Here is a 13,747-nt window from a genome sequence, read left to right on the forward strand (position 1 = left end):
GGCAAGCATTGCGTGCTCAAACGACACTATCGGCACAGTGCGCGACGGGCCCGGTAGCGTAAAGCCCGATAGATCAATTTGAAATCAAATCGACAGGACCGATTAGTCCCCCGTTGAGACGACGTACCTATCTTGCTTCCAAATCTGGGAGCAGTGAGGCAACAACCGTGTTCACGTCGTTAAGCCGCAGATTTCTGCACGACCGTCGGGGCAATGTCGCGATCATCTTCGCGATGGTGCTTCTCCCCATCGTCGCAATGATAGGCGCCGCAATCGACTACAAGCGCACGACTTCGGCGCGCGCACAGCTGCTCTCGTCGCTCGACGCCGCGCTGTTGGCGCTAGGCAGTTCGCCGCCGCGCGGCGACGCCGCTGCCCAGCAGTTCCTGAAGTCGTTTATCGACGCGCAACTGGAGAAACTCGGCTTTCAGGGCACCTGGACCATCACCGGTTTCAAGCAGTCCGGCAGCCGTATCTCCGCCGATCTCGCCGGCAGCCTGCCGACGACCCTGATGGGTCTGCTCGGCATCGAGCTGGTCAGCTTCGACACGTCGAGCGCGGTGGTTCGGGAACAGAAAAAGGTCGAACTGGCCCTCGTCCTCGACAATACCGGCTCGATGGGCAGCAAGGGCAAGATGGAAGCGTTGCGCGCCGCCGCCTCGTCCCTGGTCGATATCATGTATGAAGGCGAGCGTGCCGCAGAGCGGGTCAAGATCGCTCTCGTTCCCTTCGTTACCGGGGTGAACATCAAGGCGCCGGGCAAGTTCTCCTCGACCTGGATGGATGAGAAGGGCCAGTCGCGTTATCACGGCATCAACTTCGACGAAACGCTCACCAGCAACGGCGACGGGAACGGCTACAGCGGCGGCAACGGCGGCTGGGGCAGCGGCGGATCCGGTGGCGGTGGATCCGGTGGTGGATCCGGCGGCGTCGGCTGGTGGGGCGGCGGCTGGGGCGGCGGCGGCGGATCCGGTGGCGGTGACGACGGCGGCGGCACCAGCGGCGGCTCAGGCCCCGAACCCCTCCCGGCCAATCATTTCAAACTGTTCGAAGGCATGCCGAACGTCGATTGGAAAGGCTGCGTGGAAGCGCGTCCCGAACCCTATGACACGAACGATACGCCTCCGAGCAGCGCCAACCCGGATACTCTCTGGGTGCCGTGGTTCTGGCCGGACGAACCCGATCTTTCGTCGAACTTCCACAACGACTATCTGGCCGACCAGATCGCCGGCAACGACGAGCGCCAGCTCTTCACCGGCAAGTACAACGGCTTCAATGCCGATATCGACGATACGCCACCGGAGACAACCGGCCCCAACAAGTCCTGCGGCCAGCCGATCCTTCCGCTGACCAACGACACGCAGGCGCTGCAAAGCGATATCGCCGACATGTCGCACTGGAGCGGATCGGGCACGAATATCGCGCAAGGCCTGGTCTGGGGCTGGCGGGTGCTTTCACCGTCCGTGCCCTTCACCGAGGGTGTCGGCTACGAAGAGAAGGACACGCTAAAGGCCATCGTGCTCCTGTCGGACGGCGAGAACATCGTCTCAAAACAGTCGAACAACCTGAACTATTCGGACTACAATCCGTACAACTATCTCTCTCGCAACCGGCTCGGCACGACGCATCACCTGCGCGCGGCCGACGAGGTCGACAACAAGGTCGCGGAAATCTGCCGGGCGGTGAAGGACAAGGAAATTCGGGTTTACACGATCCTGTTCGACCTGAAATCGCAGAGCCTGCAGACCCTGTTCCGCGATTGCGCGACAAGCCCGAACCTGTACTTCGACAACCCCTCGCCCAGCGAGCTGGAGACGGTATTCGCCGAGATCGCCTACGACCTCAGCAAACTTCGCCTCGAACGATAGACTATATCCGGTAGCCCCAGCACCCCGCGCCGTCGAAAGGCGGTGTGGGGCGCTGTCAAAACCGATCGAGGCAGGTCAACCTGCACTCCCGCGCCGGATCGGCCGTGACAGCCGCATCATCTCGGTGATGACCTTGTCGTGAAGGAAGCTGGCCTTGTCCAGGCTGACATGGCCGAGATCCCTTCGATCCTTCAGGTCCATATTGACGAGAGCGGATCGAAAGCCGGGGCCGGGCTTGATGGCAGCTCCGAAGCCGTTGTCCGATTGAAAGAAATTCACGCAACGCCGGATGTTGGCCGGTGCCGGCCGCGGATGGACCGGATCGAATGTCACGGCCAGTGCGACGGGAATTTCATGATCCTTCAGCCGCTCGGCGACAAGGATCACCGCGTCGGCGCCGAGCGAATGACCGATCAGGAACACCGGCTCGGGGTTGCGGACGTCCTTTCGACGCGCGGCGATCTCTGCGGCCACCGTGCTCCAGCTCGAGTGGTTCAGCACCCTGACCTGAAACCCCTGGTCTCGAAGACGCGCGCCGAGCCTGTCCATTCCCTGCGAAAACACGTTCAGGATTCCGCGGAACAGATAGACCTCCCCGGTGCGGTCGCTGGCCTTGGCCATCCGCGGTTGCGTCTGTGTCGCCCCGGCCGCCGCCGTATTCGGAAGCGGTGCGACCGCGCCAAATGCGAGACCGACGGCCAACACGGTTGCCGGCAACGGAGATTTCAGGATACCAAGCAACATGTTCAGTCGCTCCGACGTTGGACACCCGGTATAGTCAGTCTCCTACCCGACTCGGCGAGCAGTACCCGGTGCACATGGGGCCCGTCTATTTTTAACGTGACCGTCAGCGATTCGATCCCGCATGCCTTGGCCCCAGCACTTTCCTTTCGCGGTACGTGAACGATTGCGCCAGTCCGGTTCGGCATTTATCGATTGGGCCCGGTAACCCACGTTAGTTTGCGAAGCCATGGCAGCGACCTCCGACACCGTCAGCAAACGCTGCGTCATATTCCTTGGCGGATACGAGCACGTTTCGGCGAGTGGGCAGTATAACCGGTTCGCCCGGGAGATCGGACGATTCGATCGTACCTGGAATTTCGCGACGACCGTCGGAGAGCCGATTGTCCACTCCGATCCCGCTGTTCAGGTTTGGCCGGTGGTCGCACAGGGGCCGAACTGGCGCGTCGAGACCGAGCTTCGCTACTATTCCTGGAACGATCTGATCGAGGAGGACTTCGCCCGGCCCGACTGGCGCGCGATCCCCGCCGGCATCCTCGCCCTCGCCGACTTCATCGTGACCGGCACCGCCCTTCGCTACATCGTCGTCGCCTGGCGATACTGGCTGTTTTCCTTCTACCCGTTCGCGCTGTCGGTGCTGTTTGCCGCCATCGCCGCGTCGATCGTCTACGGTATCTCCAGGCTTGGCGTGCCGATGCCGTGGTTCGCGGGCATAGTGCTCGGCATCGCCATCTTCTGGGGGCTGGCGCGATGGCCCGGCGACAGGCTGCGCTATCGCTACATGCTGAACGACTGGAGCTTTGCCAGCGCCATCGCCTGGGGGCGGCGGCGCAGCTACCGCGCGCGGCTCCGGGTCTTCGCCGAGGACTTCGGCAGAACCGTCCGGGAGACCGATGCCGACGAGGTGCTCATCGTCGGGCACAGTCTCGGCGCGGTGCTGGCGGCGGAGACGCTGTCGGCGGCGCTGAAGCGCGATCCCGGTCTCGCCAGGGCGGGGCCGCCGATCACGCTGATGACCGTCGGCTCGTCTCTTCTGAAGGTCGCGCTGCACCCGGCCGCGCGCGGCCTGCGCCGGTCGATCGAGCGCGTACTGAACGCCGTCGACATCGCCTGGATCGACTACACCGCGCTGGTTGATCCGCTCAATTTCTACCGGACCGACCCGGGCAAGGTTCTCGGGCTGAAGGCGCCGCGCGCGCCCGTGATCCGCACAGCCAGGATCCGATCGATGCTGGGCGAGGCGTCCTACAAGCTCTTCAAGGGTAATTTCCTGCGGCTACACCGCCAGTTCGTCATGGGCAACGGGGCACGCTACCACTATGACTTCTTCATGGCCTGCTGCGGGCCGATGACCCAGGCTGCGCGCATCGACGACATGACCGCCTCGATCGACAACTTCGCCGAAGACGGCCGTTATCTTCCGAACGCGGAGGGCCCCGCGAGCGATTCCAGGACCGTGAGGCCGGCACCATGACCCCGGACATCGCCGAAATCATCTGGGTGGTCGGGGCCGTGGGCTGGTACGTGATCCGGTACCCGCACGAACGCCGCTCGCGACGGACCGCCGTCAGCCGCGACCGGGCCGACCGGGTCGAGCTTCTGTTGATGACGATCTCGGCGACCGGCCTCGGCGTCGTGCCCTTCGTCTACGTCCTGTTCGGCTTCGGCGGGGTCGCGGACTACGGCTTCAGCCCGGCGCAGGGTTGGATCGGGACCGCCCTTTTCGCCGGCTCGCTCTATCTGTTCTACCGCACGCATCGCGATCTCGGCCGCAACTGGTCGGTGACACTCAAGGTGCGCGAGGCACATCGGCTGATCACGCAGGGCGTCTACGCCTATGTGCGCCATCCGATGTACACCGCCTTCTTCCTGTGGGCCCTGGCGCAGGCGTTCCTGCTGCCCAACTGGATCGCGGGCCTGTCGGGGCTCGCCGGATTCGGTACGCTCTATCTGTTCCGCATCAAACGCGAGGAAGCGATGATGCTGGAAACCTTCGGCGACGACTATCGCCGCTACAGCGAGCGGACGAAGCGGCTCGTCCCGTGGATTTACTGATCAGCTGAAGGGATCACCGCCATGCCTCGCGTTCGGCTGGACGAGGTTCTGGTGCGGCGCGGGCTGGCGCCGAGCCGGGCGCGCGCGCGCGACGCGATCCTGCGCGGGCGGGTCAGCGTCGACGGCCGCCCGGCCGTCAAGCCCGGATCGGCGGTCCCCGACGACGCGGCCATCCACGTCGACGACCCCGCCCTCGAATGGGTCTCGCGCGCCGCGCTGAAGCTGGTTTCGGGTCTCGACGCCTTCGCCTTCGATGTCGCCGGCAAGACCTGCCTCGATATCGGCGCGTCGACCGGCGGCTTCACCCAGGTCCTGCTGGCGCGCGGGGCGGCGCGTATCCACGCCATCGACGTCGGCCACGGCCAGCTCGCCCCCGAGGTCGGCGAGGATCCGCGCGTGGTCAGCCACGAGGGCGTGAACGCGCGGGCGCTGACGGCCGCCGATATCGCCGATCCGATCGCCGTCGTCGTCTGCGACGTCAGTTTCATCTCGCTGCGGCTGGCCCTGCCCCCCGCGCTGGCGCTCGCCGAGCCCGGCGCGATGCTGGTGGCGCTTGTCAAGCCGCAGTTCGAGGTCGGCCGCGAGGCACTCGGCAAGGGCGGCATCGTCCGCGATCCGGCCGAGGGCAAGCGGGTCGCGCACGCGATCGCCGACTGGCTGGCCGCGCAGGGCTGGACCGTCCTCGGCCTGATCGCCTCGCCGATCGCGGGCGGAGACGGCAACCAGGAGTTCCTGCTCGGTGCGCGGAAGGGAGCAGGCCATGGCTAAATCGACTGTCGAAACGGTCACGATCACCCGGCTCGGCCATCTCGGCGACGGGATCGCCGAGACGGAGACGGGCACGGTCTTCGTGCCGTTCACGCTGCCCGGCGAGCGCGTCGAGATCGAGCGCACGGGCGACCGCGGCAGGCCGCTGAAGATCCTGGAGACAAGCCCGGCGCGCACCGCGCCGACCTGCAGGCATTTCGGCGCCTGCGGCGGCTGCGCCCTGCAGCACATGAAGCCGGAGGCCTATCTCGCCTGGAAGCGCGAGCAACTCCGCGTGCCGCTGGCCCAGCGCGGCGTCGAGGCCCCCGTCGCGCCGGTGGTGCCGGTGTCAACCGGGTCGCGGCGGCGCGCGGTCTTCGCGGCGCGCCGCGTCGGCAAGCAGGCGGTCTTCGGCTATCACGCGCGCCACAGCCATCGCATCGTCGCCATCGAGGAATGCCCGATCCTGCGGCCGGAGATCGCCAATGTGCTGCCGGGGCTCGCCAAGCTCGCCGGCCCGCTGACGCCGTTCAAGGGCGAGATCCGCATCGGTGTCACCGCGACCGATACCGGCCTGGACGTCGCCTTCGAAGGCCCGCGCCCACGCCCGCCCGCGCTGGCGCCGCTCGCCGCACCGTTGCTGCAGCAACTGGGGATCGCACGGCTCTCGATCGCGGGCGAGCCGGTCATGACCTTCGCCGAGCCGACGGTGACCGTCGACGGGATGCAGATCGCCCTGCCACCGCTCGCCTTCCTTCAGGCTGCCGCCAGCGCCGAGACGGTCATGGGCCGGCTGGTGGGCGACGCGGTCGCCGGCGCCGGCCGCATCGCCGATCTCTATGCCGGCATCGGCACCTTCGCGCTCAGGCTGGCGCGGCAGGTGCGCGTGCTGGCCGTCGAGGGCGACGGTCCGGCGCTGACGGCGCTCGCCGAGGCGGCCCGGCGCGCCAGGGGCGTGAAACCGATGGAAACGCTCAAGCGCGATCTTGCCCGCATGCCGATGAGCGCGGGGGAACTGTCGGCGTTCGACGCGGTGGTGTTCGACCCGCCGCGTGCCGGCGCCGACGCGCAGGCGCGCGAGATCGCCGCCGCGAACGTCGCGAAGGTCGTCGCCGTGTCCTGCAATCCCGCGACGCTGGCGCGCGACCTCAAGACCCTGGTCGACGGCGGCTATCGGGTCGACCGGATCACACCGGTGGATCAATTCCTGTACTCACCCCATATTGAGGCCGTAGCAGAACTGTCGCGCGATACCTGAACATCAGGAGCACAGGCATGGCGACCGCGATCGAACGGATTGGGCTGCGGGCCGGCTACGGCCTTCGTCAGGGCCCGCGCATCGCCTGGTATCTGGCCCACGGCTATGCCATGGGGCGGCTCAGGCGAATGGCCGAGGAGAAACACCCGGACGCCCGGCGACAGAGCAGCGCGACGAAGCCGACACCGAACCGCGACCGGCTGTGGCGCGACCTCGCGGCCCTGTTCGCCCGCGATCTCGCCAATGTCGAGGCCGGTATCTATCCGATGCCGAACGACCATGACGGCGCACTGCCGGAGCGGTTCGACCGCAGCCGCGCATTCTTCCTCGACCTGCCGGAGATTTTCACGCGCCGCCGCGAGGAGGCACACCAGGAGGTGTTCTCGGAGGAATTCCGCGGCCGCTTCCCGCGCTACTACCTGCAGAACTTCCATTACCAGTCGGGCGGCTACCTCTCGGAAGGGTCGGCGAAGATCTACGACCTGCAGGTCGAGGTGCTGTTCAACGGCACGGCCAACGCCATGCGCCGCCAGGCGCTGGTGCCGATCCACGCCGCGCTGAAGGGCCGCGACCAGCGCACCGTCGCCCTGACCGACGTGGCGTGCGGCACCGGGCGCTTCCTGCGCGCGCTGACCGACGCCTTTCCCGGCGTGCGGCCGACAGGCTTCGACCTGTCGGAGCCCTATGTCGAGGAGGCCCGCCGCCACTTCAGGCGCCGCGGACGCGCCCGCTTCGCCGTCGCCAACGCCGAGGCGCTGCCGCTGCCCGACGACAGCCAGGACGTGGTGACGACCATCTTCCTGTACCACGAACTGCCGCCGAAGGTCCGCCGCATCGTGGCGCGCGAGTTTGCCCGCGTGCTCAAGCCCGGTGGCACGCTGGTCTTCATGGATTCGCTGCAACTGGGCGACGTGGCCGACTACGACGGCCTGCTGGAGATGTTCCCGAGCGGCTTCCACGAGCCGTTCTACGAGAGCTATACGCGGGAAGACCTCACCGCCCTGTTCGGCGAGGCTGGCCTGGAGCCGGTCTCCGCGACCCCGGCCTTCGTGTCGAAGGTCATGGCGTTCAAGAAGCCGTAACAGAACGGCCGCACGGCCTTCACATTGCCGACGCATAGTCCGCAAATCGCCAACGAGATCTCCGATATGGCGAACGCGGTCACACGATGCTCTACGCGCTCGTCCTCAAGCCATTCGCCATCCTGGCGCTGATCGCCGGCGCCATCACCGTGCCGACCCCGCTGCCGACGGGCGCGCCGCTGATGGCGCTCGGGCTGGCCCTTCTCGTCGCGACCAGCTCGACGGCGCGTCGCTGGCTCAGATCCGTCCGACGACGATCAAACCACCTCGACAGGCTGATCCGTATCGCCGAACCGCGGTTCGGGCGGCGGCTCGGGGTCGCGCTCAGGCGGACACGGCCGATCGTTCCGGCGGCTGCGAGGCGGGACCGGTCCACGGCGCCGGAATAAATTCGCCCCGCCCGCCAAGGATTTGCCAAACGCCGTCGTCTAATACTGTCGAGATGGCCGAAACGAGCGACGCGACTCTGGTGGAACAGGCGGCGCAGGGCGACCGCGACGCGTTCGCGGCGCTGCTGGCGCGGCACTATCCGTTCATCTTCCGCGTCGCCTACAAATGGTGCCGAAACGTCGGCGAGGCCGAGGACCACGCCCAGGACGTCTGCGTCAAGCTCGGCAAGGCGATCCGCTCGTTCGACGGGCGCTCGGCGTTCACGAGCTGGCTCTACCGGGTGACGCTGAACACGGTGCGGGACGCCGCGAAGTCGCGCGCCCGGCGCGAGAAACGGGCAGCGGACTTCGCCATCATGGCCGAGACGCAGGCGCAAGCCGCCGATTGCGACGCGCCCGCCGATGCCCTCTGGGACGCCGTGGACCGGCTGCCGGACGCGGAGCGCGACGTGGTGCTGCTCGTCTATTCGGAGGGGCTGAGCCACGCGGAGGCCGCCGGCGTGCTCGGCTGCGCGGAAGGCACCATCGCCTGGCGCATCTCGAAAGCGAAGGGGCGCCTGAAAACGTTGCTCGAAGGCGAACTGCAATGACCGACGACCTCGACAAGCTGAAACACGTGACCGTGCCGGAGCCGTCGGCGGACGCCCGTTCGGCAGCGATTCAGGCCGGTCTTGCCGCATTCGACGCTTCGCGTGCGGACGAAAAATCGCGCGAGCGCCAAGGCGCGGGCGACAGGCGTCGTCTCAAGGGTGGGGCTTGGAGCAACCCTTGGAGATGGCTCATGGACCACACCCGCATTTCCGCGCCCGTCGCGGCCTCGCTACTGATCCTGCCGGCAGCGGCGCTGCTCGCCTATCAGGTCTTCGAAAACTATCCCTTCGCCCCGACGGGGCCGCACACGATCGTCAGCGGAGACCGCGACGCCGGGGGTCGGGTCTCGGAACGCAAATCGGCGCCGACCGTCGGGCAGCCGAGCCCGCCGCCGGCGCCGGACAGGACCGACCAGCTCGCCGATGTCGGCGTCCCCGCCCCGGAGCCGGGGCAGCTGCGGGCCGTCACCGCGAACGAAGCGGCCCACCCGGCTCTCACCGGCAGGCCGGCGCCGGCCGGCGGATCGGTGCAGGCCGAGAAGCGGGCACCCGGCATCCTGCCGCAGGCGCCGGCGGACCAGGTGATCGCCACGCAGGACGCCGCGCGCGACAGCTTTACGGCCTTCGAGTCCAATCCGGTGAAATCGGTCAAGGCCGAGCCGGTCTCGACCTTCTCCGTCGACGTCGACACGGCAGCCTATTCGTTCGTGCGGCGCATGCTGACCGAGGGACGGATGCCGCCGCGCGACGCGGTGCGGGTCGAGGAGATGATCAACTACTTCCCCTACGACTATCCGCTGCCGGCGGACGCGGAGACGCCGTTCTCCACCAACATCGCGGTCTATCCCACGCCCTGGAACGCCGACACCAAGCTCCTGCATGTCGGGCTGAAGGCCTATGACGTCGTGCCGACGGCACGGCCGGCCACGAACCTGGTGTTCCTGATCGACGTGTCGGGCTCGATGAACGCGCCGGACAAGCTGCCGCTGCTCAAGACCGCCTTCCGCATGTTGCTCGACCAGCTCGGGGCCGACGACACCGTGTCGATCGTCACCTATGCCGGCGAGGCCGGGACGGTGCTGGAGCCGACGTCCGCGAGCGAGAAGACCAAGATCCTCGACGCCATCGACACGTTGCAGCCCGGCGGCTCGACGGCCGGCGCGGCCGGTATCGAGGCGGCCTACAGGCTGGCCGAAGAGGCCAGGCGCGAAGGCAGCGTCAATCGCGTGCTTCTGGCCACCGACGGCGATTTCAATGTCGGCCTGTCCGACCCCGAGGCGCTGAAGACCTTCATCGCGCAGAAGCGCCAGAGCGGCATCTTTCTGTCGGTGCTCGGGTTCGGTCAGGGCAACTACCAGGACAGCCTGATGCAGACGCTGGCGCAGAACGGCAACGGCGTGGCGGCCTATATCGATACGCTCAACGAGGCGCGGAAGGTGCTGGTCGAGGAAGCCGGGGCGGCGCTGTTCACCGTCGCCAAGGACGTCAAGGTGCAGATCGAGTTCAATCCGGCGACCGTCAGCGAGTACCGGCTGATCGGTTACGAGACCCGGGCGCTCGCCACCCAGGACTTCAACAACGACCGGATCGACGCCGGCGACATCGGATCGGGCCACACGGTGACGGCGATCTACGAGATCACGCCGGCGGGCAGCCCGGCCCAGCTCGTCGACGACCTGCGCTATGGCCCGGCCGGCGAACCCGCCCCGGACGCGGCGACGGCCGCCTCACCCGACACGTCCGGCGACACCTCCGGCGAGTACGCCTTCCTGAAGCTGCGCTACAAGCTGCCGGACGAAGACACCTCCACACGGATCACCGTGCCGGTGACGACGGCGATGGAGCGCGACTCGATCGGTGCGCTGTCCGACGACTATCGTTTTGCGGCGAGCGTCGCGGCCTTCGGCCAGGCGCTGCGCCACGACCGGTTCGTCGACGACTATGGCTACGACGCGATTGCCGACCTGGCGGCCGGTGCGCGCGGCGCCGATCCGTTCGGCTATCGCAGCGAGTTCGTCGGCCTCGTGCGGCTGGCCAAGACGCTCGACCGGAACTGATCGCACTTACGAAAGGGCGGCCCTGTCGGCCGCCCTTCGGATCGCCGCGCTCAAAAAGCCCGTCAGAGCTTCAGCGCGGCTTCCGGCTTCACATATTCGCGGCCCTGGGCATCGGCGACCGGCTTGCAGGTCACCATGCCCTCGATGACGTTGAGGCCGTCGCGCAGGTACTGGTCCTCGGCCAGCGCGACCCGATAGCCCTTGTCGGCGATGGCGAGCGCGAAGGGCAGCGTCACGTTGTTGAGCGCGAAGGTTGAGGTGCGCGCAAGCGCGCCCGGCATGTTGGTGACGCAATAGTGCACCACGCCGTCGACCACGTAGGTCGGCTCGGAATGGGTGGTAGGCCGGCTGGTCTCGCAGCAGCCGCCCTGGTCGATCGCGACGTCGACGATGACCGAGCCGGTCTTCATGCCGGCGACCATCTCGCGGGTCACCAGCTTCGGCGCCTCGGCGCCCGGCACCAGCACCGTTCCGATCACCAGGTCGGCGCCGGTGACGAGCGTCTCGATGGCGTCGCGGGTGGAGAACATGGTGCGGATCGAGGTGCCGAACTCGGCGACCAGACGGCGCAGCACGTCGGCGGAGCGGTCGACTACGGTCACCGTCGCGCCCATGCCCAACGCGATCAGCGCGGCGTTGGTGCCCGCGACGCCGCCGCCGAGGATCACCACGTCGCCCGCCGGCACGCCCGGCACACCGCCGAGCAGGACGCCACGGCCGCCGGCCTCCTTCTCCAGGCAGCGGGCGCCGACCTGCACCGACATGCGGCCGGCGACCTCCGACATCGGGGTCAGCAGCGGCAGCGTGCGGTTCGGGCTGGTCACGGTCTCGTAGGCGATGCAGATCGCGCCGGACGCGATCAGGTCCTCGGTCTGTTCGACATCGGGCGCCAGATGCAGATAGGTGAACAGGACCTGGCCGGGCCGCAGCTTCTTGCGCTCCACCGCCAGCGGCTCCTTCACCTTCACGATCATGTCGGCCCGGGCGAAGATCTCGTCTGCGGATCCGGCGATCGTCGCGCCCGCGGCGACATAATCCTCGTCGGACTGGCCGGCGCCGACGCCGGCACCGGTCTCGACGACGACGTCGTGACCATGATGAACGAGTTCGCGAACGGACGAGGGAACGAGACCCACGCGATATTCGTGGTTCTTTATCTCCTTCGGCACACCGACCAGCATTGCGGATTCTCCCGAAATTGGTTGTCACGACGCCGATGCGCTGCCCAACGGGCGGGCGGCCTGTCCGTCGCTATTGAAAAAAGCATGCCACGGGCGTTACGCAAGGTGATTGAAATATCACCCGTGGATTGTTTATTTTGCGCAACGTTCCGCCACGTTTAGAGAGAAGGCTCGAATAATATGCCACATATCGAGCTCGACGCCCGCGACCGTGCGATCCTGCACGCCCTGCAGGAGAACGGCCGGCTGACCAACGCGGAACTGGCCGACCGGGTCGGCCTGTCGCCGTCCGCCTGCCTGCGACGGGTGCGCCTTCTCGAGGACTCCGGCCTCGTCGCCGGCTACGCGATGATCCTGGACCAGAAGGCCTGCGGCCTGCCCGGGACGGCCTTCGTGTTCATCACGCTGGACCAGCAGGGCCGGCAGGCGCTCGATGCCTTCGAAGCCGCGGTCAGGGCCGTACCGGAGATCCCGGAGTGCCACCTGCTCGCCGGCCAGTCGGACTTTCTGGTCCGCGTCGTCTATCGCGACGCCGCCGACCTCGAGCGGATCCACACGGACGTCCTCACCCGCCTGCCCGGCGTCATGCGGGTGAACTCGACGCTGGCGCTGCGCGAGGTCAAGCGCACGACGGCGCTGCCGGTCTAGGGCGCCGACCGGCCGCCCTAGCCCTCGAAGATCTCGGTGTCCTCGATCTCGATGCCGAAGCCGCCGAGGCCGACATAGTGGCGGGCACGGGTGGCGGTGACCAGGCGAATGGTGGAGATGCCGAGGTCGCGCAGGATCTGCGCGCCGAGCCCGACTTCAAGCCATTGCTCCTCGCGGGACTGGGCGGTGGCGTGCGCCTCGTCCTCGTGGCGGGATCGCAGGCTGCGGCCGCGGGCCACGCCCACCGATCCCTCGCGCAGGTAGACGACGACGCCCCTGCCGCCTTCGGCGATGTGCTTGACCATGTCGTCGAACTGGGAGTGGGCGCCGAACACGTCGTCGAGCACCGTCTCCAGATGCAGGCGCACCGGAACGCTGCGGCCATCTCGGATATCGCCGAAGACGACGGCCAGATGCTGCATCGGATCCCACGGCGTCGCATAGGTGATCGCGGTCGCCGGGCCGGCGAAGGTGTCGATATGGACTTCCTCGATGCGCTCGACCAGCCGCTCCTGGCGCTGGCGGTAGGAGATCAGGTCGGCGACGGAGACGAGCTTCAGGCCATGCGTCTCGGCGAAGGCGGAAACCTGCTCGCCGCGGGTCACCGAGCCGTCGTCGTTGACGAGCTCGCAGATGACGCCGACCTGCGGAAGTTCGGCAAGCCGACACAGGTCGACGGCCGCCTCGGTGTGGCCGGAGCGCATGAGAACGCCGCCTTCCTTTGCGATCAGCGGGAAGATGTGCCCGGGGCGGACGAAATCCGCCGGACCGGCGTTCGGATTGGCGAGCGCGCGCACGGTGGCGCAGCGGTCCTCTGCCGAAATTCCGGTGGTGGTGCCGAATTTGTAGTCGACAGAGACCGTGAACGCCGTACCATGCGGAGCGTCGTTGTCGGAGACCATCGGGTCCAGCCGCAGCTTGCGGGCTTCTTCGCGCACCATCGGCGTGCAGACGATGCCGGAGGTGTGGCGCACGATGAAGGCCATCTTCTCCGGTGTCGCATGGACGGCGGCCACGACCAGATCGCCCTCGTTCTCGCGGTCGTTGTCGTCGGTGACGACGACGATCTCGCCCCGCTCGAAGGCGCGGATCGCTTCAGCGACGCGGCGCATGTCTTCTGTCATTTACGCT

13 protein-coding genes are annotated in these 13,747 nt (G+C 67.3%); 10 read left to right on the forward strand and 3 right to left on the reverse strand.

The features are described from left to right. Window positions 1-167: 167 nt before the first annotated feature. Complete coding sequence (locus MUB46_RS00075) at window positions 168-1,868, forward strand: TadE/TadG family type IV pilus assembly protein (protein ID WP_261613818.1); 1,701 nt, start codon at window positions 168-170, stop codon at window positions 1,866-1,868. Window positions 1,869-1,943: 75 nt separating this feature from the next. Here the strand turns inward: MUB46_RS00075 and MUB46_RS00080 are convergent, their stop codons facing one another. Then, the gene (locus MUB46_RS00080) at window positions 1,944-2,612 is read right to left on the reverse strand and encodes an RBBP9/YdeN family alpha/beta hydrolase (RefSeq protein WP_261613819.1); all 669 of its coding nucleotides are present in this window, start codon (window positions 2,610-2,612) and stop codon (window positions 1,944-1,946) included. A 226-nt stretch (window positions 2,613-2,838) separates the two neighbouring features. Between MUB46_RS00080 and MUB46_RS00085 the strand changes: the two genes are divergently transcribed. From MUB46_RS00085 to MUB46_RS00120, 8 genes are all read left to right on the forward strand, one after another. After that, on the forward strand, window positions 2,839-4,083 hold the full coding sequence (locus MUB46_RS00085) for a hypothetical protein (RefSeq protein ID WP_261613820.1): 1,245 nt from the start codon (window positions 2,839-2,841) through the stop codon (window positions 4,081-4,083). Beyond that, complete coding sequence (locus MUB46_RS00090; RefSeq protein ID WP_261613821.1) at window positions 4,080-4,664, forward strand: protein-S-isoprenylcysteine O-methyltransferase; 585 nt, start codon at window positions 4,080-4,082, stop codon at window positions 4,662-4,664. Before MUB46_RS00085 ends, MUB46_RS00090 begins: the two co-directional genes overlap by 4 nt. Window positions 4,665-4,685: 21 nt before the next feature. After that, on the forward strand, window positions 4,686-5,432 hold the full coding sequence (locus MUB46_RS00095; RefSeq protein WP_261613822.1) for a TlyA family RNA methyltransferase: 747 nt from the start codon (window positions 4,686-4,688) through the stop codon (window positions 5,430-5,432). Further along, a complete protein-coding gene (locus MUB46_RS00100; protein ID WP_261613823.1) occupies window positions 5,425-6,669 on the forward strand; it encodes a class I SAM-dependent RNA methyltransferase in 1,245 nt (414 codons plus the stop codon). The genes MUB46_RS00095 and MUB46_RS00100 overlap by 8 nt, the downstream gene beginning before the upstream one ends. 17 nt (window positions 6,670-6,686) lie before the next feature. Continuing rightward, entirely contained in the window at window positions 6,687-7,751 is a 1,065-nt protein-coding gene (locus MUB46_RS00105) for a class I SAM-dependent methyltransferase (protein ID WP_261613824.1), read from the forward strand. A gap of 86 nt (window positions 7,752-7,837) precedes the next feature. Continuing rightward, entirely contained in the window at window positions 7,838-8,140 is a 303-nt protein-coding gene (locus MUB46_RS00110; RefSeq protein ID WP_261613825.1) for a hypothetical protein, read from the forward strand. Between the two features lie 53 nt (window positions 8,141-8,193). Further along, window positions 8,194-8,730, forward strand: a complete 537-nt coding sequence (locus MUB46_RS00115) for an RNA polymerase sigma factor (RefSeq protein ID WP_261613826.1) — start codon at window positions 8,194-8,196, stop codon at window positions 8,728-8,730. Further along, on the forward strand, window positions 8,727-10,787 hold the full coding sequence (locus MUB46_RS00120; RefSeq protein WP_261613827.1) for a vWA domain-containing protein: 2,061 nt from the start codon (window positions 8,727-8,729) through the stop codon (window positions 10,785-10,787). The genes MUB46_RS00115 and MUB46_RS00120 overlap by 4 nt, the downstream gene beginning before the upstream one ends. Before the next feature lie 62 nt (window positions 10,788-10,849). Here MUB46_RS00120 and ald read toward each other — a convergent pair whose 3' ends face one another. Beyond that, window positions 10,850-11,968: an alanine dehydrogenase gene (gene ald, locus MUB46_RS00125; RefSeq protein WP_261613828.1), complete on the reverse strand. Its 1,119-nt coding sequence runs from the start codon at window positions 11,966-11,968 to the stop codon at window positions 10,850-10,852. Window positions 11,969-12,148: 180 nt separating this feature from the next. Between ald and MUB46_RS00130 the strand changes: the two genes are divergently transcribed. After that, window positions 12,149-12,616: an Lrp/AsnC family transcriptional regulator gene (locus tag MUB46_RS00130; RefSeq protein ID WP_261613829.1), complete on the forward strand. Its 468-nt coding sequence runs from the start codon at window positions 12,149-12,151 to the stop codon at window positions 12,614-12,616. Between the two features lie 17 nt (window positions 12,617-12,633). On the opposite strand, the gene ribB is transcribed toward MUB46_RS00130, so the two are convergent. Then, complete coding sequence (ribB, locus tag MUB46_RS00135) at window positions 12,634-13,740, reverse strand: 3,4-dihydroxy-2-butanone-4-phosphate synthase (RefSeq protein WP_261613830.1); 1,107 nt, start codon at window positions 13,738-13,740, stop codon at window positions 12,634-12,636. Window positions 13,741-13,747 lie beyond the last annotated feature (7 nt).

Source organism: Microbaculum marinisediminis (genome assembly GCF_025397915.1).
In the GTDB taxonomy this organism is placed as follows: Bacteria; Pseudomonadota; Alphaproteobacteria; order Rhizobiales; family Tepidamorphaceae; genus Microbaculum; species Microbaculum marinisediminis.

Coding starts and splice junctions, on each gene's coding strand:
- MUB46_RS00120 (WP_261613827.1), top strand. CDS start 8,727: ATGACCGACGACCTCGACAAGCTGAAACACGTGACCGTGCCGGAGCCG.
- MUB46_RS00095 (WP_261613822.1), top strand. CDS start 4,686: ATGCCTCGCGTTCGGCTGGACGAGGTTCTGGTGCGGCGCGGGCTGGCG.
- ribB (WP_261613830.1), bottom strand. CDS start 13,740: ATGACAGAAGACATGCGCCGCGTCGCTGAAGCGATCCGCGCCTTCGAG.
- MUB46_RS00090 (WP_261613821.1), top strand. CDS start 4,080: ATGACCCCGGACATCGCCGAAATCATCTGGGTGGTCGGGGCCGTGGGC.
- MUB46_RS00110 (WP_261613825.1), top strand. CDS start 7,838: ATGCTCTACGCGCTCGTCCTCAAGCCATTCGCCATCCTGGCGCTGATC.
- MUB46_RS00105 (WP_261613824.1), top strand. CDS start 6,687: ATGGCGACCGCGATCGAACGGATTGGGCTGCGGGCCGGCTACGGCCTT.
- MUB46_RS00080 (WP_261613819.1), bottom strand. CDS start 2,612: ATGTTGCTTGGTATCCTGAAATCTCCGTTGCCGGCAACCGTGTTGGCC.
- ald (WP_261613828.1), bottom strand. CDS start 11,968: ATGCTGGTCGGTGTGCCGAAGGAGATAAAGAACCACGAATATCGCGTG.
- MUB46_RS00100 (WP_261613823.1), top strand. CDS start 5,425: ATGGCTAAATCGACTGTCGAAACGGTCACGATCACCCGGCTCGGCCAT.
- MUB46_RS00115 (WP_261613826.1), top strand. CDS start 8,194: ATGGCCGAAACGAGCGACGCGACTCTGGTGGAACAGGCGGCGCAGGGC.
- MUB46_RS00085 (WP_261613820.1), top strand. CDS start 2,839: ATGGCAGCGACCTCCGACACCGTCAGCAAACGCTGCGTCATATTCCTT.
- MUB46_RS00130 (WP_261613829.1), top strand. CDS start 12,149: ATGCCACATATCGAGCTCGACGCCCGCGACCGTGCGATCCTGCACGCC.